We start from the raw sequence: 20,401 nt of genomic DNA on the forward strand, positions 1-20,401 counted from the left end.
TATTAGTCTATGCGTTATCTTGAATATCCGTTGACTGCCCTTGAGCAGGTTTAACTTTATTAAACTACGACAAATATAAGCCGCTAACGGAATTTAGCTTGCGAAATTAAGGAAAAAGATATCAATTAGAAACGAATGCTCCTCGAAAATCTAAGTTTGCTGTATTTCAAGAATTACGAGGAAGCCACGCTCAGCTTTTCGGAGCATATTAACTGCTTTATAGGCGATAACGGCAGTGGCAAGACCAACCTCCTGGATGCCATTTATTACCTCTCTATCACCAAAAGCGCTTTTCCGGGCACTGAGCTGCAGAGTATTAAGCAGGGCGAGGACTTATTTATGGTGAAAGGCCGCTTTGAAGTGGAGGGCAGCAAGCACACCGTGCAGGTGAGCCTGAAGCAGGGGCAGAAGAAGACGGTAACGCACAACAAGGCGCTGTATGAGAAAATGAGCGACCACATCGGGCGCTTTCCGGTGGTGCTCATCTCCCCTTACGACACCGACCTGATCCGCGAGGGCAGCGAGGAGCGCCGCAAGTACTTCGACAGCCTTATTTCGCAGTTGCACCACCCTTACCTCGAGCAACTGATACAGTATAATTATGTGCTGAAACAGCGCAACTCGCTGCTAAAGCAGTTTGCCGAACGCCATTACTTCGACCGCGATTACCTGCACATCCTCAACGAGCAGCTGGTGGTTCCGGGAGAGCTGCTGGCACAGGAACGGCAGAAGTTCTTAGAAGAATTCGTCTCGATTTTCCGGAAGCACTACCGCCACATCTCCGAAAGCAGTGAAGAAGTGAGCCTGACTTACAAAAGCCAACTACCGCATGCTGATTTTGCACAACTGCTGCACCAGGCCGAGCGGAAAGACCTGGCGCTACAGCGTACCACGGTAGGCCCACATAAAGACGACTTTGTTTTCCTGATGGATGGCAACCCTGTCAAAAGCTTCGGCTCGCAGGGGCAGCAAAAAAGCTTCGTGATTGCCCTGAAGCTGGCACACTTCGAAGTCATTGCGGAGCGGCAGCACCACAAGCCCCTCCTGCTGCTGGACGATATCTTTGACCGCCTGGATGAGAAGCGCATCACACAGCTCATGCAAATGGTAGCTGCCCACACCTTCGGCCAGATTTTCCTGACAGACACGCACCTGGAACGCACGGACAAAATACTCTCCGGCCTCTCAGAAAGTATCCGTAGATTTGAGGTGAAGGAAGGGACGGTTAAATTAATTGCTTAATTGTTGGTTGTTAAATTGTTGCTTTTTGTCAGGCTTTAGGGTAAGAAAAAATATTGCTTTTCAGTTACTTACATAACTAGGGAACTGTAACAGAAACATAAATTACGTATAAGCTTACGTAGTAAATAACATTTATCTGAGACCATGAACCTAATTGATTCTAATATCGACAAACTCGTGGACCTATGTAAAAAACATAAGGTGGCTAAACTGTTTGCATTTGGCTCTGTAGTAACAGACAGATTTAGCAAGGACAGCGATATAGATTTGATAGTCGATTTCGAAGAGGTTGATGTAAACCACTATGCCGATAATTATTTCAATTTTAAATTCTCCCTGGAAACTCTATTTAAGCGAGAGGTAGACTTGTTGGAAGAAAAAGCCATAAAAAACCCCTTTCTCAGAAAATCTGTTGACGCAAAGAAAAAGTTGGTCTATGGATGAAGAACTGAAAGTGTGGCTCTATGATATGCTTCAGTCCATCAATGAAATAGAAGGTTATTTTGAGGACAGACCGAAAGAACTGGAAGCGTATCGGAAAGACACAAGAACAAAGCGTGCGGTAGAGAGGAATTTAGAAATAATAGGTGAAGCTGCTAATAGAATTTTGAAGGCATCTCCGGGTTTTCCTTTACCGGATGCGAAGCAGATTATAAGCACAAGAAACAGAATTATCCATGGCTACGATACTGTTTCAGATGATTTAATCGGTCCATCATTGTAAGCCACCTGCCCAAGCTTAAAACACAGGTAGAACAGATGCTAAAATAGGACAGCCACAGTATTGGTCCTATTCAATCATTCAAAACTCAGTTATTCAAAATTCCCAAAACGTGCGTTACTACAAGAAGAAAGAGGAGATAGACAAGCGAAAGGCTGATATACAGCCTATCGGCGACAGCATTAAGTCGCTGATGCAGGCGTACCGGCTGCAGGGCAAACTTAACGAAGTACAGATTGTTGAGAGTTGGGAGAAGATCATGGGCAAGCCTATTGCCATGAAAACGCAGCAGCTGTTTTTTAAAGATCAGAAGCTGTTCGTGCGCCTTACTTCTGCCCCGCTCAAGCACGAGCTGAACATGTCGAAGAGCAAGGTAATTGAGTTGCTGAACCGCGAGGTAGGCGGCGAGGCCGTGAAAGACGTGGTGTTTCTGTAAGCGCAACAGCTACGGCCATAACAGAGTATAGCTTTTGTATATCCAATTACACCTATACTATACTTACCTTTTCATGACTGCACCTGCTTATCGCGCCGTATCCTATTCCCAAACCGTTCTGACGGAACTGATGATCCCAAGTTATGCCAACTTTGGCGGCAAGATTCACGGAGGCATCCTGCTCTCGCTCATGGATAAAGTAGCCTATGCCTGTGCTGCCAAGCACGCCGGCAACTACTGTGTCACGGTATCGGTGGATGGCGTGAATTTTCTGCAGCCTGTGGAGGTAGGCGAACTGGTGTCGCTGCTAGCCTCTGTTAATTATGTCGGCAACACCTCACTAACAGTCGGCATAAAAGTGATTTCGGAGAATGTGAAATCAGGATTCGTGAAGCATACTAACACCTCCTACTTTACCATGGTAGCCAAGGGCGATGACGATAAACCTGCCCAAGTGCCCGGGCTTAAGCTGGCAACTCGCGAAGACGCCCGCCGCTTTCTGGAGGCCATCAAACGCCGCGAACTCTCCCGCCGCTACCAGACAGAACTCGCCAACACCAAAACCATCCTGCAGGTAGAAGATGAACTGCACCTGCTGCAGGAAGAGCGTTGCCAGATTATGTTCTGACTAGTACAGTTGTCAGAACCTTCACAAATCAAAGCCCATTTAATAAGTCGAACTGCCTCTGCTGCTCCTTATTAACCAGCAGAGGCAGTCCGACGCTTATGACTTCTATCTTTCCTTCAGCAGCTTACCACTGGCTATTTTACCGTTAGCAGCTAGCTTGTAAAGGTATAGCCCACGGCTCACAGGCTTTCCATAGCTGTCTGCGCCATCCCACACCAACTCCTGTTGCCCTGCGCCTAGCCTTTCAAAGTTTAGCTCCCGCACCTTCTGACCTGAAGAAGAGTATATTTCCAGGCTGACAGACTCCTCCTTCTGTAGGTTCAATGAGATAGTAACTCCTTCCGCAAAAGGGTTAGGATAGGTGATAATCTGCTCCGTCTCAGTTGTGGTTAGTACTACAGCTTTCTTTTTCGCCTTATTGGTAGGTTGTATTACAGTATAAGAGAAGCTACTTACAGCTTGGCCTCCGCCCGCCAGCTTAACGGTTACTCTTCCTGTAGTGGCTCCTTCCGGTACAGTTACCCTTAACAGGCGGTCGTTACGAACAGTCAGGTCGGTGGCCGGAACACCATTAAAGAGCACCTCACTTGCTGTGGCGAGATGCTCCCCCACAATATTTACCTTAGATCCCACATACCCTCTCCTAGGTGCAAGGACATGAATACTGGGCTGAAGCACCTTGAATTCTCTTCCGCTTGTCACTTCCCCACCTGTAGTTGTGATGGTAATTCTGCCGGTGGAGGCATCGGCTGGAACAAATGCCTGAAGTTCTGTGTCACTGATGACCTCAAAATCTGCCTCAGCACCATTAAAGCTAACAGAGGAAGTAGCGAGTAGGTTAGCACCTCCGAGGGTAACCATGGTGCCGGGAAGACCTTTATTAGGAGAGAAAGAGGTAAACTCTGGAGGTAAAACTGCATCCTCAATGGTGATGGTGTAGTCCTCAATCTCTCCGAACAGAAGTGAGTCTGAGAACAGTCCGGGAAAATCTGGATCATATGTAGCACAGGCCTCAGCACCACGAAAAGGGAAGGAATTTGACCTTACCCGCATGCGCACAGGACCCGTATTCGCAGAGGCAGGTATAGTCACCGTTCCATTGAACGGATCAGTGCTGACGGATGGAGAATATACTACTCCTCCGGCTTCCACATAATTCTTACCGATGATTGGGGAGGCATATACCAGTTCCCCCTCATCATCAAAGTCCCTGTCGTTGTTGTAGTCTAACCACACGCCGAAAGCCTGTGCCACAGGGCCCGACTGTACGCTGATGCTGTAGCTTTCGCCTTTCTGAACATTAGTAGTAAGCGTGCCGGTAGGTTCATAGTAAATGTAGCCGCCTTCTCCGCTGCAACCGGAGTTGTTGTTGACAAGCGTGTTAAAACTGAAGTTATCGATGTAGGAGCCGTTGCCACAACCGTTGGGCGCATACGGCGCACAGTAACCTATAGCGATGGTGTAGTCCTGTGTTTCACCGTAGTTGCCAGTTGTACAGGATTCCGAAGCGATGAACACACCATCTGGCCTGCTCCTTACTCGCAGGCGCCTTACCCCCGAAACAGCATCGGCAGGAATCGTAATGGTGCCGGTGAATTCTGCCCCTACCTCGGGAGAACTGTAGACATATTCACCGGGATCATCAAAGTCTTTATCGTCGTTGTAATCTATCCACACCCCGTAAGCCTGCGCCTGCGCTACCTCACCATATTGTGAGTATGACCGTAGCGTGACAGGGTAGCTTTGCCCCTGCTTTACGGTGGCGCTGTAGTTGGAGTCTCTAGTTATATCGTAGAAGGGGTAGAACTTGGTATAGCTATTATCATTCTGGCAACCCTGCCCTACCGCACTATAGTAAATACCGGCGAATCTAAAGTAACCGATAAAATTATCGCCCGCGCAGCCGCTGGCCATCGAGGGTATGCAGTAAGGGTTGGTTTCATCCTTCACCTTCACTACCCAATAGTCAGAGAAACCTTTTGTGGCCTCACTTTTTCCTCCACTATTTCCCGTATATATATTCTCTTCGGGAAATGTTGAAATTATGCCTCCATATGTACTATCCCATACTTTAGTCTCACCTGTAGCTGTAAAGGACAGAAAGGTCAGCAGCAGCTGCGTAAGGTAAACCCGGTGCTTCCGGTAACAGAAGATTACAATATTATTGCTGGTGCATTTTTGTATTACAATTTCTTCCATAGCTTGTTAAGTTAAAAAACATGACTGATGAGATGAGCACATTTGAGAGTGCGAGTTGTGATCTTGTAAACCAAAACAACAAGCTGCACCAGCGGGGAGAGGAGCAAATATTAAAATCTTGTGAACTGATCTTACTTCCAGAGAAAGGGGTTTCTAGGAAGTGTGTGATACCCGAGGAGCGGCTACGAAGCTTATGTGGGAAGATTACCATCGCTTCTGTTCAAAATAATTTTATTGCGACTGAGCAAGAGGCCCAGACTTTAAATGGCGTAAATAGCTATCTGTTACATCTTCCGTATGAACACGATCTTCTACTGCAGCAAGCATATTATCTTCTACTAAGCTAAAACAATAAAGTTATAGTATATATACAATTATTTACAAATAAAAGCATTGCTACATTGATTCAAAAGTAATATGCTACTATAGCTATATAATTTATATTATATTTTATTGTAATAAGTCAAAGGTATCACACAGAAACAACTGCTCATTACGCAATGGCCTCCTCTCACAGAGCTGTTCATACAATGATTTTAGAGATTTACTTTGTATCTTTAGGGTCTATCATTCTTACAATTAAACGTACATGACCTTAAAACATAACCTAAAACGAGCGCTGGCACCTATACTGGTGGCAGGCTTTTGCCTTACCTCTCCCACCCTTAGCATAGCCCAGGAACCTGTACGCCAGAATGACGAGATAAAGCAGATGGTGAACCAGCTATCGGCCCAGAACCTGGAGCAGCTGGTACAGACAATGGTTAACTTCGGCACCCGCCACACGCTTAGCACCACCACCAGCAAAAAAGAAGGTATCGGTGCTGCCCGCGAGTGGGTAAAGTCTGAGTTTGAGAAGTACGCCAAGGCCTCTAACGGCCGCATGACGGTAGAGATGGACCGCTACATTGTGAAAGCCGACGGCCGCCGTATTCCGCAGGATGTGGAGATGGCCAACGTAATGGCGATTCTGAAAGGCACTGACCCGAACGACGACCGCGTGATTATTGTAGGCGGCCACCTCGACTCGCGTGCCACTGATGTGATGGACGCTAAAAGCAAAGCGCCCGGCGCCAACGATGATGCCTCTGGTGTAGCCATAGTAATGGAAATGGCCCGGGTTATGGCTTCCAAGCAGTTTCCGGCAACACTAGTGTTCGTTGCTTTCCAGGGCGAAGAGCAGGGCTTGTATGGCTCCACCCACCTGGCAGAGCGTGCAAAAAAAGAGAATTGGAATCTGGTGGCCATGCTGAACAATGACATTGTGGGTAACTCTTTCTCAGCTGAGACAGGCCTGCATGACAATACCAGCGTGCGCGTCTTCAGCGAAGGTGTACCTGCCAATGAAACAGAAGAGCAGGCCCGCCTGCGCAGAACACTGGGTGCTGAAAACGACAGCCAAAGCCGAAACCTGGCCCGCTACATGGAGAACACCGGCGAGAAGTATGTAGACCAAATTGATGTTGTGCTGGTGAACCGCACCGACCGCTTCCTGCGTGGCGGTGACCATACCCCATTTAACCGGGAAGGCTTTGCGGCTGTGCGCATGAGCGAAACCAACGAAGACTTCGACCACCAGCACCAGAACGTTCGCAAAGAAGACGGCAAGCAGTACGGAGACCTGATTGAGTACATGGACTTTGAATACCTGCGCAAGAACACCGGCGTGAACCTGGCGACGATGGCCAGCTTAGGCTGGGCACCTGGCGCCCCTGAAAAAGTTGGTGTGCTTACGTCTGACCTCACCAACAAGACAGACCTGCAGTGGCAAGCCCCGACCAAAGGCAAAAAGCCGGCAGGCTATTACGTGCTGATGCGTGAAACCAACAGCCCGACCTGGGAGAAGAAGTTTTTTGTAAAAGACACAAAGGCTACGCTCAACTACTCTAAAGACAACTACTTTTTTGCAGTACAGTCAGTGGATGACGAAGGCCACGCCAGCCTTCCGGTGCTGCCAGTGCCGGTGCGATAGTCTTATAACTAAAGTATAAGTATATTTCATCATAAAAAGCGAAGCCGGTGCTATAGCAGTACCGGCTTCGCTTTTTTGTTAATCCCGCTTCACCAGCTTGTTGAAGTTCCCGTTCGGGTCGTGCAGCAGGGCTAGTTTGCTGTCGTCAAATTCTTTAAAGAACTCCTCCCAACTCACTTCTTCAAAGCTGTCGTTGCTGTCGCTCTTGCCGGGGAAGTGAATACGGAGTAGGCCTTCTCCACCTCCGTCGTTCTCTGTGCCTTTTATGATGGACGGCTTGCCGCCATGCTGCTCCGCCCATTTCTTTATCTCATTGTGGTTCGTTGTTTTCTTAGCTTCGCTCATAGTTTTATAGGTTTATATCGTTCTGTTAAGCTTAACTATACGAACAGTCACCATCAAAGGATAATGACTCACCAGGCCACAAAAAAAGCAGCCTTAAGGTAAAGCTGCTTTTCCGGTTAGGTTTGTATCTAATTTTAGATTTTTGAAATCTTGGCTGCCGAAGATGTTTCAGCAGTAATGCTCGGGCTGCCTTTATAAGAAATTGAAGTGGCACCCGAGGCACTTATATCCAGAGTCTCTGTGGCATACACCCTCACCTTGCTTGCGCCGCTGGCTTCCACTTTTACGCGCTTGGCCTGTAAGTCAGCAGCCTCTACTTTGGAGGCACCCGACATATCCATGTCTACTTCATCGGCTCTACCGGTTAACTCTATCTTGCTGGCACCACTCATATCGGCTTCAAGTCTGTCTGTGTTGATATCCAGGTTGACTTTAGAAGCTCCGCTCATATCCAACTCCAATGCATCTGTTTTAAACGTAGAATTGCCTGTTACTTTTACACCTCCGCTAATGTCCACACTGCTCAACTCTCTCATGGTGATGTAGGCCTTCATCCCTTTCTTGGTTGTCACACCGTCTTCATTGTAGATGTGCAGCACACCATTACGGACTTCCGACTTGATATTGCTCAGCAGATTTTCATCTGCCTCCAGCCTCAGGCTCTCCTGGTTGCCTTGTGTAATCTCTACAGCAAAGCCGCCGCTCACATTAATACCCCTGAAGTCAGACACGTTCCTGTCCTGGGTTTGGATGTTGCCATTGCCACGCAACTGCTGCGCCATTAAGGGAACAGTTGTAAACAGAAGTGCTATGAGAAACACAAAGAGAGAGGTGGTGTAAGATTGAATACCTTTCATAGTTTTATTAGTATGGTGAATGATCTTTTCCGGTGCAAAGGCTGCTAGCACAGCTCCTGAAGTAACACGCTAACTAAAAGATGCAAGATTCTGCAGAAGGTTGCTTGAGGGTGAGAAAAAATTTATTTAAAGTTAAAACTTCAGCGAAAGAGGAAGTAAACTACTGCTCTATAGCAGCAGGAGCTTGAAGCGGCTTGTTCATACTATGGTGAAAGGCAAAGGCTCCGAGGGCATAAGCTACCACATCCAGCACATCGGCGGTATACAGCAGCTTGTAAAGCGGCAGGAGCAACTCAAAGCAGACACTAAAGGCTGCTACCGCAAATATAATGTGCCTCACCGGTATGGTCATGCTTTGATTCTGAAAGTATACCCGCTGCACGGTTAATATAATTCCTAGTGTCAGCGGCATACACAGCACATCATCGAGGTAAGCGTAGAGCGGCCACACATATACCTGCGCCTGCTCCAGTGCCCGGTTCAGGCAAAACAGCAGTATGCATATAACAAACAGGGGATGCTGCAGGCTTTTCATCATACTTTATAAAGCTACCAGGAACACGCCCAGCATGATGCTACCCAGAACGAGAAGAAAGATTTCGGTTGGCGTAAGAGTTTTGAACCAGCTTTGATTAAACTTATTTCTGCCACCTAGTATCTGGCCGCAGTTAGGGCAAACTTTTGTTTTGACAGGCACTATTTCGCCACAGTTTGGGCAAGTTTTCATTTTCTTTTCTGGAGCAACCATGGCAGCAGGGTGTGGTATTAAAGTTTAGACAAATCCTATGCTTACTATACTGTCTTGCGTATCTCAGGTTTGGCAGCAACAGCAATAAGCCGCTTGGTATAACCTTCAGCCACTTTAGAGGGTACATTCTTAGCAAACAGAACGCCATGAATAAACCAACAGAAAGCAACGCATACTACACGATAAAAAGTGGCAACAGCCCTCTGGTGGCCACCGCCATCCACAGCGGGCATGATGTGCGCCAGAATATCAGCAACCTGTTTGCACTGGCGGCAGAAGAACGGCTCCGCGAAGAAGACCCTTTTACAGACGCATGGGTCGTGATAACCGACAACCAGATTATCGGGCACAATTCTCGCTTTGAGTTGGACCTGAACCGGTCTCCCGAGCAGGCTATCTATCGCCGGCCTGAAGATGCTTGGGGCCTGAACGTCTGGAAAGAAGATTTTCCTGAAGAACTGGCCAGGGAGTCGATGAGCCGCTATGACCAGTTTTATGCTGACGTAAAACAGATGCTGACCAAGATCCAGGAGCAGCACGGCTGCTTTGTTGTATACGACCTGCATACCTATAACCATAAGCGCGAGGGAGCAAACGGCCCCGCCGCTAACCCCGAAGAAAACCCGGAAGTGAACATTGGCACCGGCAACATGGACCGCGAGAAGTGGGCACCGGTCATAGATGCCTTTGTGCACAGCTTGAGTGTCTACGACTACGAAGGCCGCCACCTGGACGTGCGCGAGAACGTGAAGTTTAAAGGAGGCTACTTCATGCGCTGGATTCACGACACCTTCGGCGACAAGGCCTGTGTGATGAGCGTCGAGTTCAAGAAGTTCTTTATGGACGAATGGACAGGAGAACCCGATGAGGCACAGGTGCAGGAGATTCGTAAAGCACTCGAGCACACCACCAAACCTGTGCTGGAGGCGCTTGCTAAAGTATGCCAACCTTAAATGGAGTAGATGTAAGTCGGGAGATGACCTGCTAACAGGCATAAACCCATACCGTTTGCTGCTTCCTGTCTATCACAAACCAACAGAATGATTGAAACTATAACCGATAAGTTTATAAAGAAGATAAGCCGCAGCCTGGAGCGCGGCAAGCAAGTGCACCGGCGGCTGCCACAAGGCGGGCTGGTCTACATCGACAGGCCCCTGCCCTTCCTGGTGCTGTTCCGCCACCCTTCTGGCAAGCCGGACCATGCCACCGCCGATTTTGTAAAGGCAACTGCTTCTTATATCATCTCGCATGAAGAGCAAACACCCCGGCTGCAGGAACTGGTCCGGGCAATAGCGAGTGCTATGGCAGACGAGTTTGGCGCTTTTATGATACTGGAACTGATGGCAGCTCCTTCAGACGATCCAGCAGCTCCTATGTTTAAAGTACTGGGGCCGGAGAAACAGCTGCCTGCCACCATCAGCACCCTTACCAAAGAACTTGAAAACATTAAAGTCAGCGGTCTCCGCACGGACGTAGAGACAGCCTCCAACAAGCCACTGCTGGAGGGGGCCCAGCGCCTGATGACGGAGGAGGAGCTGAAAAAGCACGGTTACCTGATGCTCGGGCTACAGCTGAAAACCGTTTACTGCGACAGTGAGACAGGAAAGGCTTACCCCTTGCTGCTGCGCACTATCCGGGAGAAACTCTCCAACGCCATCAAGAAAACAGTGTATGACTTCGTGTCGGTGCAAACAACACACAAGCCCATCCATTTCCAGGCGCTGGGGCGACAGGCCGTAAACCGTGTGGTGTGGCGCATCGACAAGCAACTCACCAGCATCAGCGACCAATTCCAGTTTCTGATGCTCGTATCGCCGGTAAACCATAATGAGGCCTGGGCTGAATTCAGGAAGTCGAAGTTCAAAAAAGAGCCGCACCTCCACTACCGCCTGATGCCTGTGGATGTTGACAAACTGAAACGCAAGCTCTACAACATCTCCGTTGAGAAGGTAGACGACCCCACGCTGGCTTACCTGTTCCGGGACAAGCGCCATGAACTTGACAAGATGCTGACCATGCTGGCCGACCGCAACACACCTGACTTTATGTACAGCAGCATGCAGGTGTTTGGTGGCGTAGACGACCAACTGCTGAAAATAGCCGAGGGCATTCTGGCCGCCATTCCCGAACCGACCCGCGACACAAACGTTGACATCATACCTGTTGCAGAATTTGCCGCGCTGGCCGAACAGGAAATCGCATTTCTAAAAGAACAGTATCCCGGCGTGGATTCTGGTGTAAAAGTGCGGGATGATATCGTAGGGCTGCTGGTGTCCAAAGGAAAGCTGAATGTAGGCTCAGACTACATCATACCCCGCCACCGCGCACAGGCGCTGATACAGCATGAGGTGGGCACACACATCCTGACCTATTTTAATGGAAAAGCGCAGCCGCTAAAGCAGCTGTATGTGGGCAGCCCGGGCTACGAAGAACTGCAGGAGGGGCTGGCGGTGCTGAGCGAATACCTGGTAGGCGGCCTCGACCAGGACCGGATGCGCATGCTGGCGGCACGTGTGGTGGCCGTTTACCACATGACCAAAGGCTGCAGCTTCCCGGACACTTTTCTGCGCCTGAAAGACGACTACCATTTTGATGACGATACCGCTTTTGATATCACCATGCGCGTGCACCGCGGGGGCGGCCTCACCAAAGATGCCGTATACCTGCGCGGCCTCGTGCACCTGCTCGACTACCTGAAGCAGGGCCACGAACTGGAGCCACTCCTCATCGGTAAAATTCGGCAGGACTACATTCCGATTGTGCAGGAGCTGATTTACCGGAACGTGCTGCGCCCGGTGCCTATCAAGCCCCGCTACCTCCTCGACCCAGCCATCAAACCGAAACTGGAACAACTAAAAGCAGGCATTTCAGTATTTAACCTACTGTGAGTGATTTTCACGGTACCTGTTAAACAAGTATAAAAACGCACCTGAATAAAATGAACATAGGATTTGTAGTAAACGAAGTAAACACTGAAAAGGCAAACTACTCCACCATCTTCCTAGCGCAGCGCATGCACAACCAGGGGCACACCGTGTACCTGATGGGCGTCGGGGACCTTGCCTATTATCCTGATGGTTATATGGGCGCCACGGCCACGCAGGCTGACCCCAAGCACAAGTACAAATCCGGCGCTACTTATTTAGAGGCCATTCAAAGCGACAAGGCAAACAAAGTGCGCGTTACAGCCCCGGACCTGGACGTGCTCATGCTCCGCAACGACCCTTCCGCTGAACCGGAAGGGCGCACCTGGGCACAGAACGCAGGCATTATTTTCGGGCAGTTGGCCATGCGCCACGGCGTCATCGTGCTCAACGATCCTACTTCGCTTTCAGATGCTGTAAACAAAATGTATTTCCAGCATTTTCCGGAAGCCGTAAGGCCACGCACGCTGATAACGCGCGATAAAGACGAGATAAAGGAATTTTTTAATGAGCAGAAAAACAACATCATCCTCAAGCCACTGCAGGGCTCCGGCGGCTCCGGCGTGTTTATGGTAAAGAAAGAAGATGCCACTAACCTGAATCAGATTGTGGAGGCCATCAGCCGCGATGGCTATGTGATTGCGCAGGAATACCTTCCGGAGGCCACAGAGGGCGACGTGCGCCTGCTGGTCATGAACGGTGAGGCGCTGCAGCACAAAGGGAAATACTGCGCCATTCATCGGGTAGGAAGCAAAGATGATATACGAAGCAACCTACATGCCGGCGGCTCCACGAAAGCAGCAAAAGTAACGCAGACCATGCTCGACTTGGTGGAGCTTGTAAGGCCTAAACTCATTCAGGACGGTATGTTCCTGGTAGGCCTGGATATTGTAGGCAATAAACTGATGGAGATAAATGTATTCAGCCCCGGAGGCCTGTATGATGCGTCTGAACTGGAGGGCGTAGATTTCGCAGAACCTCTAATGGCTGCGCTGGAGCGAAAGGTGCATTATAAGAACACCTATGGTGTACAGATCAACAACACAACCGTAGCGATGATTTAGCACACAAAACAGCAGCAAACAAGTTTTTAGATGGCTAAGTTTACCAGGAGTGCATACTCCTGTGACTTAGCCTCTTTTTATGAGGCATCAACTCAATATTTGAGTTGATTAAAAGCTGCTAAAAATATTTCACACCCTAACTCATTAATAGTAAAATAGTTAGAACAAAAAGTGGCGTGCGGCGAAAAATATTTAGGTTTATCGCTTTCTAAATCGAAAACAAAAAACTAATTTTGCACCCGATTTAAGGGGGAGATAATTCCGGAAGGCTAATATAGATAGTGATTGCAGAACAAGCAAGATCTTCCTGTGTTATTTCCGATTTTTCTTAACTATGGTGCCAGATATTACATAGTTGGAAATTGAAGAAATCCCTTCCCTGCCCCAGAAAAGATGTTTAGAGATAAAGAATAAAGTTAGTTAAAGTTTAGATTAGTTTGTTTTAAGGTGAGAGAAAGCCCCGGCTATATAGCTGGGGCTTTTCTCATTTATACCTCTCCTATCTTACATCACGCACTTGTACAAGCCTGAGCTATGGCAACCTCTGATTTGACACCCCCACGCTGTTTCGCTTTCCTGGGACCACAGAATTGAAATCCCCAGAATATAATTTATCCTGTGTTAAGGGGGTTTCATATATGATAAAAGGCTTTTCATATAAAAGCCTACAAGATCTTGTCAGAGTCCTTTTCTAAACTTTTCCAAAAGCATACTTTTGTACCTGCTTAGAGACTGGAGTCTGAACAATATGCTTGCTTTTAAGCAACGTTTACAGCTACTAATCAGGCAACTGCGCAAACCACACAACGAATAAAACTATGATTTTGAAAATGCAAAAGCTTCTGAGCTCACTGTTGCTGCTGTGCCTTTTCGCACTGCCAGCCTTGGCCCAGGAGAAGGTGACCTTAAGCGGTTACGTTAAAGACAAATCCTCCGGTGAGGGCCTTATCGGCGCCTCCGTTAGCGTACAGGAACTACCCGGTGTAGGCGTAGGAACAAATGAGTACGGCTTCTACTCGCTCACCTTACCAAAGGGCAACTACACGCTGCTCTACACCTACCTCGGCTACATTACGCTTTCAAAACCGCTACAGCTCACCGCAAGCCAGAAGCTTGATGTAGAACTAGCTCAGAATGCCACTGCTCTGAAAGAAGTGGAGATTACCACCCGGAAAGAAGATGAGAATGTGCGCTCCATGGAAATGAGCACGCTCAAAATGCAGGTAGCCGATATCAAAAGCATGCCTGCGCTCCTGGGGGAGGTGGATATTGTGAAGGCGATACAGATGACGCCGGGCGTGCAGACAGCCGGCGAGGGAACCTCCGGCTTCTACGTGCGCGGTGGCGGCGTAGACCAAAACCTGATTTTGCTGGATGAGGCACCGGTATATAACGCCTCCCACCTGATGGGCTTCTTTTCTGTTTTTAATGCCGATGCCATCAAGGATGTACAACTCTACAAAGGCGGCATCCCGGCGCAGCACGGTGGTCGCCTCTCCTCTCTGCTGGATATCCGCATGAAGGAGGGCAACAATAAGAAATTGGCCGTGTCAGGTGGTATCGGTACCATCTCCAGCCGCCTGACGGTGGAAGCGCCGATTGTAGAGGATAAGAGCTCTTTTATTCTCTCCGGTCGCCGCACCTATGCGGATATGTTCTTTGGCCTGAGCAGTGATGAGAACATCAAAGACAACAAGCTTTACTTCTACGACCTCAACACCAAGCTGAATTATACACTGGATGAGAAGAACAGGCTGTTTGTTTCCGGTTATTTTGGCCGCGACATGGCTGCTACCAACGACTTTAAGATGAATTGGGGCAATGCCACGGCTACAGTGCGCTGGAACCACCTCTTCTCAGACAGGCTCTTCTCTAACACCACCTTTATCTTCTCAGACTTTGACTATGCTTTAGGCTCTAAGGAAAAGGCTTCGGAGTTCACATGGAAGTCGCACATCATTGACTACGGCATCAAGAATGATTATACCTATTTCCTGAACCCGAAAAACCAGCTGCGCTTTGGGGTGCAGGCCACTTACCACAATTTTATGCCGGCAGAGGTGGTGCCGGGGCCGGAATCTTACGTGACAAACCTGAAGCTTAACTCCACCAGCGCCCTGGAGGCCGCAGTATACCTGAGCAACGAGCACCAGTTGACAGACCGCCTGACGGTGGATTACGGGCTGCGCCTCTCCAGTTTCACCAATGTAGGACCGGGTAAAGTATACAAGTACGACGAAGCTTTCGAAACACCCATTGACACCGTAGCATACGGCCGCTTTGAGAAAATCAAAAGCTACGGTGGGCTGGAGCCTCGCCTCTCAGCAAAGTATGATTTAAATGATAGGAGCTCCATCAAAGCTTCTTATAACCGCACATTGCAGTATCTACATTTGGTGTCTAACACCACCTCGTCTATGCCTTTCGACGTGTGGATACCGAGCAGCACCTATGTAAAGCCACAGCTAGCGGACCAGGTAGCCGCCGGTTACTTCCGAAACTTTGCTGATAACACCTATGAGGCATCAGTAGAGGTATATTATAAGTGGATGGACAACCAGATAGATTATAAAGACTACGCGGAGATTTTCCTGAACGAGCGCCTGGAAACGCAGCTGCTGCGGGGCACAGGCGAGGCCTATGGAGCAGAGTTTTACCTGCGCAAGCAGAAAGGGCTGCTGACCGGCTGGCTGAGCTATACCCTATCTAAAACAGAGCGCACCGTGCCGGGCATAAACAACGATAACCCTTACCCGCTGCGTTACGACCGCCGCCATTCCGGTAACATCGTGCTAGCCTACCAGTTTAGCCCGAGCATTAACTTCGGTGCCAACTGGACCTATGCCACGGGTGGCGCCATTACCATGCCGGTAGGCCGCTACGAGTACAACGGCAAAACCTACCCGGTATATTCTGAGCGCAACGGGTATCGCCTGCCAAACTATCACCGCCTGGATTTGTCCGCCACCTATGAGAAGCCGAAGAACGAGTTCAAGAAGTATAGCGGCAGCTGGACCCTCTCCCTTTACAATGCTTATAACCGTAAAAACGCTTTTTCTATTTATTTCCGCGAGAACGAAGACGACAAAACTAAAACAGAGGCCGTGAAGACATACCTGTTCGGAATCATCCCGTCACTCTCCTACAACTTCAACTTCTAAGCGCTTACACTATGAAAAAATATATCCTGATAAGTCTGAGCCTGCTCTCGTTTGCCTTCAGCAGCTGCGAGGAAGTGATAGATTATGAACTAGATACAGCCGAAACCAAACTAGTAGTGGAAGGCCTGATCACAAACCAGCCGGGGCCTTACTCCGTGCGCCTCTCCAACACCAAAGGCTACCTCGACGAGGGCCGCACGCCGGGCGTGAACGGTGCACTTGTAATTGTTTCTGATAACCAGGGCACTGTAGATACGCTGCAGCAGGTAAGCGACGGCATCTACCAAACCACTAAACTTCAGGGCCAGCCGGGAAATACTTATTATTTAAAAGCGGTAGTGAACGGCAGGGAGTATACCGCCCAAAGCTATATGCCCACCGTGTCGCCGATTGAATCTCTTAAGTTTGAGTATAAAACTTCTCCCAATGAGGAAAACGAAGGCTTTCACCCTATCCTGCGCTTCTCTGACCCTGCCGGTAAAGGCAACAATTACCGCTTTAACGTTACTGTGAATGGCGTGGTAAAGCCTGATGAGCTAGCCGTAATCAACGATGAGCTCTACGACGGTGAAACCGGCGACGTGGACATGCAGTTCGGTCTAGAGGAAGGCGACAGACTGAAGATAGAGTTGTTTTCACTGGATAAGCCAGCCTATAAGTTCTGGATAGCACTGGTAAATCAGCAGAATGAGGGAGGTGGGCCTTTTGACGTCACACCAGGCAACGCGCCCAGCAATATCAGCAACGGAGCTATCGGCTTCTTCGGTGCTTCGGCTGTATCAGCGATAGAGGCTGAGGCGAAGTAAACAGTACATAGATAAAAAAGCAGAAGCCCTGGCATTTGTCGGGGCTTCTGCTTTTAGGACTGGAATAGAAGGCTTACAGTTTCGGCTCCACTATAAACCAGGCAACCAGCACAGCAAGCGGTATCAGCGTAAGCAGTATCTTCAGAACTATCCCGGGAGCTGTTGTGCCCGACCTCCAGGAGCCCCTGCGGAAGGTATACCGCAGGCTAACAATCAAAGAAATCAGCACCAGCACTGATAGTACGGCGTGCACGATTGATATAATCTGAGTAAAAGCGGCCTCCGAAGCTGTTATACTCATCCATGCGTTTATCACCCAGGGTATTGCCGCTAACAGGCTAAGTAGCGCCAGCAATGTTCCTATCTTAACTTTAAAAAGCGTTAGCCAGGAAGCTATTCCAAACAAGGCCATGGCGCCCACCAAAGCAGCGTTAGAGACAGTAGAATGAGGCACGGATGCATAGCCTCTAAAGAAAAGAATGACCGTGGCAACGGCAAAGCCAGTCAGGAAGTACAGCAGGTATCTCGTCATAAAGATACCATACTGTAAAAAGGCTATTTCAGATATTTTTCAGGGAGAGGAGCTTTCTCTGTCTCCGGTGTAAAGAGTAGGCTGGCAATCCACCAGCGCCCCTGGTCGTACACCAGCTGGTACGTATTCACACCGCGGTCTTCTACCTTGCCTGTTGGACTGCCGGTGCGGGTTTCGTAAGTCTGAAAGGCAGTTGCCAGATTCCCGAAGCGCTTGATGCGCAGCGCCAGCTGGTTTTCGTAAAAGCCGAGATTTGCGTAGGCCGGCCCATTGCGCTCTGCAAAATTTTCTACCGTAGTGAGGCGCACAAAGCTGCTGTCACCTTTGTAGAACACACCACCCATTTGCGCACCTGGCAGGAACAAGGCCTTAAACGCCTCCATATCCCGCTGCTGCCCTTTCGGGCCGGAGATAATCTTTAAACCAGCCGCCGTGATGGCTTCAATGCTTGCTACATCTGCTTGAGGTGCGGTAATTTGCTGTGCCAGCAGCACATGGCACAGGCCGCAGCAAAGCAACAGAGTGAGAAGGTGTTTTTTCATAAGCATCTATTTTCGGACTTTCCCCGAGCTGGCAAAAGCGGACATCAGCTTGCTTCCCTCCACTGTTGCAAAAGTACCTCCCTTTAGGAAGCTATACCTCTGCAGGAGCACTCACTACAAACCTGCTTGCCAAAAGTGCCGCGTTTCAAGCATCTACGTTCTTTGAGCTGCTTAACAACAAGCTATTTACACTGCTAAATATAGTAGGATTTGGGTTATCACAAGATGAAAACGCTCTGCTAAAGATCTTTAATTTTATACCTTACCGGCACTAGCTGCCAAACATAACTGGCTGATGCCTGTATAGGAATAATGGAGGCTGCGAAGGCATCAAGAGAGAACATATGAGCATGACAACGAAAGGAACAAGAGCTGCTGCCGACAAAACCGATACTGAGAAGAAAAGCTTTCGGGAGCAACTGGGCGCACTCAAGAACCTGCCTAAGTTTTTCCAGCTGATATGGAACACGAGCAAGCGCATGACCATCACCAACATGCTGCTGCGACTGGTTAAATCTGCGCTGCCTATCACGATGCTGTATGTGGGCAAGCTGATTATTGACGAAGTGATACGGCTGATTGACGTGGCGGGAGAGCGTGACCTGAGTTACCTGTGGCTGCTGGTGGCACTGGAACTGGGGCTGGCCGTAGCATCTGACTTAATAAACCGGGGCATTACGCTGATGGACAGCCTCCTGGGCGACCTGTTCTCTAACCGCACCTCGGTGGCGCTGATAGAGCACGCCGCCACACTGGACCTGGCGCAGTTCGAGGATGCCACGTTTTACGACAAGCTGGAGCGGGCTCGGCGGCAAACAGTATCGCGGGTGGTGCTGATGTCGCAGGTGCTGTCGCAGTTGCAGGATATCGTGACGATTGCCTTTCTGGCGGCTGGTCTGATTGCCTTCAACCCCTGGCTCCTCCTGATTCTGCTGATTGCGGTGGTACCTTCCTTTTTAGGAGAAAGTCATTTTAACGAACGCTCCTACTCCCTCTCCCGCTCCTGGACGCCCGAGCGCCGTGAACTGGACTACCTGCGCTACATCGGAGCCTCCGACGAAACAGCCAAAGAAATCAAGACCTTTAATCTCTCCGGCTTCCTGGCAGGGCGATTTCGGGAATTGTCTGATAAATACTATACCCTCAACAAAAGCATCACCGTGAAGCGGGCAGTCTGGGGCAGTGCCCTTTCCGCCATCGGCACCCTCGCCTACTACGGCGCCTATGTTTTCATCCTTTTCGAAACAGTGATGGGCGTGATTACGGTCGGTAGCCTTACGTTTCTAGCTGGCTCCTTCAGCAGCATGCGCAGTTTGCTGCAGGGTATCATGACGCGCTTTTCCCAGATTGCAGAAAGTGCCTTGTACCTGCAGGACCTGTTTGACTTCCTGGAGCTGAGACCGCAAATTACACCGCCCGCTAACCCGCTGCCTTTGCCACGGCCCATTCAAAAGGGTTTTACATTTGAGAACGTCGGCTTTAAGTACCACAACAGCGAGCGCTGGGCTGTAAGGTATCTTTCCTTTCACTTGAATGCAGGAGAAAAGCTGGCGCTGGTAGGCGAAAACGGGGCAGGCAAAACAACGCTTGTCAAGTTGCTGGCAAGGCTGTACGAGCCTTCTGAAGGACGGATTCTTTTAGATGGTGTAGACCTCCGCGAATACGACCTGAATGACCTGCGGCACCAGGTGGGCATCATTTTTCAGGATTATGTGCGCTTCCAGATGACAGCCTCTGATAATATTGCCATCGGCCAAATCAGCAACATTCTGGATAAAGAGCGGATACAGGGCTCTGCTCAGAAAAGCCTGGCCGACCTCGTGATTCAGCGCCTACCGGACAAGTATGAGCAGGTGCTGGGTAAGCGTTTTAACAAGGGAGTAGAACTGTCGGGGGGCGAGTGGCAGAAAGTGGCTTTGGCCCGCGCCTACATGCGCGACGCGCAGCTGCTGATACTGGATGAACCTACCTCTGCGCTGGATGCCCGTGCCGAAAATGAGGTTTTCCTGCGTTTCTCGGAGCTGATAGAAGGCCGCACCGCTGTCCTTATCTCCCACCGCTTCTCCACCGTCCGCATGGCCGACCGCATCCTGTTCCTGGAGCAGGGTCAACTGAAGGAGTTGGGCTCACATGAGGAACTGCTGGCCAAAAATGGCAAGTATGCAGAGCTGTTCCTGTTGCAGGCGAAGGGATACCTTTAAGTTAGAGAGTTAGATGAGTTAGA

The 20,401-nt window shown here is 49.5% G+C and carries 19 protein-coding genes; 12 read left to right on the top strand and 7 right to left on the bottom strand.

The features are described from left to right. The first annotated feature begins 135 nt into the window (after positions 1 to 135). The 5 genes from recF (at position 136) to E1919_RS14105 (ending at position 3,027) form a co-directional block, all read left to right on the top strand. Positions 136 to 1,242, top strand: a complete 1,107-nt coding sequence (gene recF / locus E1919_RS14085) for a DNA replication/repair protein RecF (protein WP_162054038.1) — start codon at positions 136 to 138, stop codon at positions 1,240 to 1,242. A 144-nt stretch (positions 1,243 to 1,386) separates the two neighbouring features. Then, positions 1,387 to 1,686 (top strand): nucleotidyltransferase family protein, encoded by a 300-nt coding sequence (locus E1919_RS14090; RefSeq protein WP_162054039.1) that lies wholly within the window; start codon positions 1,387 to 1,389, stop codon positions 1,684 to 1,686. Then, positions 1,679 to 1,966: a HepT-like ribonuclease domain-containing protein gene (locus tag E1919_RS14095; RefSeq protein ID WP_237144382.1), complete on the top strand. Its 288-nt coding sequence runs from the start codon at positions 1,679 to 1,681 to the stop codon at positions 1,964 to 1,966. The genes E1919_RS14090 and E1919_RS14095 overlap by 8 nt, the downstream gene beginning before the upstream one ends. 109 nt (positions 1,967 to 2,075) lie before the next feature. Further along, the gene (locus E1919_RS14100) at positions 2,076 to 2,399 is read left to right on the top strand and encodes a DciA family protein (RefSeq protein WP_162054040.1); all 324 of its coding nucleotides are present in this window, start codon (positions 2,076 to 2,078) and stop codon (positions 2,397 to 2,399) included. Between the two features lie 73 nt (positions 2,400 to 2,472). Next, positions 2,473 to 3,027 (top strand): acyl-CoA thioesterase, encoded by a 555-nt coding sequence (locus E1919_RS14105; protein WP_162054071.1) that lies wholly within the window; start codon positions 2,473 to 2,475, stop codon positions 3,025 to 3,027. Positions 3,028 to 3,132: 105 nt separating this feature from the next. On the opposite strand, the gene E1919_RS14110 is transcribed toward E1919_RS14105, so the two are convergent. Further along, positions 3,133 to 5,226, bottom strand: a complete 2,094-nt coding sequence (locus tag E1919_RS14110) for a GEVED domain-containing protein (protein WP_162054041.1) — start codon at positions 5,224 to 5,226, stop codon at positions 3,133 to 3,135. Between the two features lie 589 nt (positions 5,227 to 5,815). On the opposite strand from E1919_RS14110, the gene E1919_RS14115 reads away from it, so the two are divergent. Further along, entirely contained in the window at positions 5,816 to 7,198 is a 1,383-nt protein-coding gene (locus E1919_RS14115; RefSeq protein WP_162054042.1) for a M28 family metallopeptidase, read from the top strand. A gap of 78 nt (positions 7,199 to 7,276) precedes the next feature. Here E1919_RS14115 and E1919_RS14120 read toward each other — a convergent pair whose 3' ends face one another. From E1919_RS14120 to E1919_RS28105, 4 genes are all read right to left on the bottom strand, one after another. Further along, complete coding sequence (locus E1919_RS14120; protein ID WP_162054043.1) at positions 7,277 to 7,543, bottom strand: hypothetical protein; 267 nt, start codon at positions 7,541 to 7,543, stop codon at positions 7,277 to 7,279. A 134-nt stretch (positions 7,544 to 7,677) separates the two neighbouring features. After that, entirely contained in the window at positions 7,678 to 8,400 is a 723-nt protein-coding gene (locus E1919_RS14125) for a head GIN domain-containing protein (RefSeq protein WP_162054044.1), read from the bottom strand. A gap of 160 nt (positions 8,401 to 8,560) precedes the next feature. Then, positions 8,561 to 8,938, bottom strand: coding sequence for a hypothetical protein (locus tag E1919_RS14130; protein WP_162054045.1), 378 nt, complete (start codon positions 8,936 to 8,938; stop codon positions 8,561 to 8,563). 3 nt (positions 8,939 to 8,941) lie between these two features. Beyond that, positions 8,942 to 9,148 carry a zinc ribbon domain-containing protein gene (locus E1919_RS28105; RefSeq protein ID WP_394351777.1) on the bottom strand — a complete coding sequence of 69 codons (207 nt, stop codon included), beginning with the start codon at positions 9,146 to 9,148 and terminating at the stop codon, positions 8,942 to 8,944. Between the two features lie 146 nt (positions 9,149 to 9,294). Between E1919_RS28105 and E1919_RS14140 the strand changes: the two genes are divergently transcribed. The 5 genes from E1919_RS14140 to E1919_RS14160 all read left to right on the top strand — a co-directional run bounded on the left by E1919_RS14140 (position 9,295) and on the right by E1919_RS14160 (position 17,103). Beyond that, entirely contained in the window at positions 9,295 to 10,101 is an 807-nt protein-coding gene (locus E1919_RS14140) for an N-formylglutamate amidohydrolase (protein WP_162054047.1), read from the top strand. Positions 10,102 to 10,188: 87 nt separating this feature from the next. After that, entirely contained in the window at positions 10,189 to 12,036 is a 1,848-nt protein-coding gene (locus E1919_RS14145; protein ID WP_162054048.1) for a flavohemoglobin expression-modulating QEGLA motif protein, read from the top strand. A gap of 50 nt (positions 12,037 to 12,086) precedes the next feature. Further along, a complete protein-coding gene (locus tag E1919_RS14150; RefSeq protein WP_162054049.1) occupies positions 12,087 to 13,136 on the top strand; it encodes a glutathione synthetase in 1,050 nt (349 codons plus the stop codon). Positions 13,137 to 13,966: 830 nt separating this feature from the next. Beyond that, a complete protein-coding gene (locus E1919_RS14155) occupies positions 13,967 to 16,297 on the top strand; it encodes a TonB-dependent receptor (RefSeq protein WP_162054050.1) in 2,331 nt (776 codons plus the stop codon). An 11-nt stretch (positions 16,298 to 16,308) separates the two neighbouring features. Beyond that, complete coding sequence (locus E1919_RS14160) at positions 16,309 to 17,103, top strand: DUF4249 domain-containing protein (protein WP_162054051.1); 795 nt, start codon at positions 16,309 to 16,311, stop codon at positions 17,101 to 17,103. 73 nt (positions 17,104 to 17,176) lie between these two features. On the opposite strand, the gene E1919_RS14165 is transcribed toward E1919_RS14160, so the two are convergent. Next, positions 17,177 to 17,635 carry a hypothetical protein gene (locus E1919_RS14165; RefSeq protein ID WP_162054052.1) on the bottom strand — a complete coding sequence of 153 codons (459 nt, stop codon included), beginning with the start codon at positions 17,633 to 17,635 and terminating at the stop codon, positions 17,177 to 17,179. Between the two features lie 23 nt (positions 17,636 to 17,658). Beyond that, positions 17,659 to 18,177 carry a hypothetical protein gene (locus E1919_RS14170; protein ID WP_162054053.1) on the bottom strand — a complete coding sequence of 173 codons (519 nt, stop codon included), beginning with the start codon at positions 18,175 to 18,177 and terminating at the stop codon, positions 17,659 to 17,661. 350 nt (positions 18,178 to 18,527) lie between these two features. Between E1919_RS14170 and E1919_RS14175 the strand changes: the two genes are divergently transcribed. Then, positions 18,528 to 20,378 carry an ABC transporter ATP-binding protein gene (locus tag E1919_RS14175; protein WP_162054072.1) on the top strand — a complete coding sequence of 617 codons (1,851 nt, stop codon included), beginning with the start codon at positions 18,528 to 18,530 and terminating at the stop codon, positions 20,376 to 20,378. The last annotated feature ends 23 nt before the right edge of the window (positions 20,379 to 20,401 follow it).

Source organism: Pontibacter pamirensis (genome assembly GCF_010015475.1).
Lineage (GTDB): Bacteria > Bacteroidota > Bacteroidia > Cytophagales > Hymenobacteraceae > Pontibacter > Pontibacter pamirensis.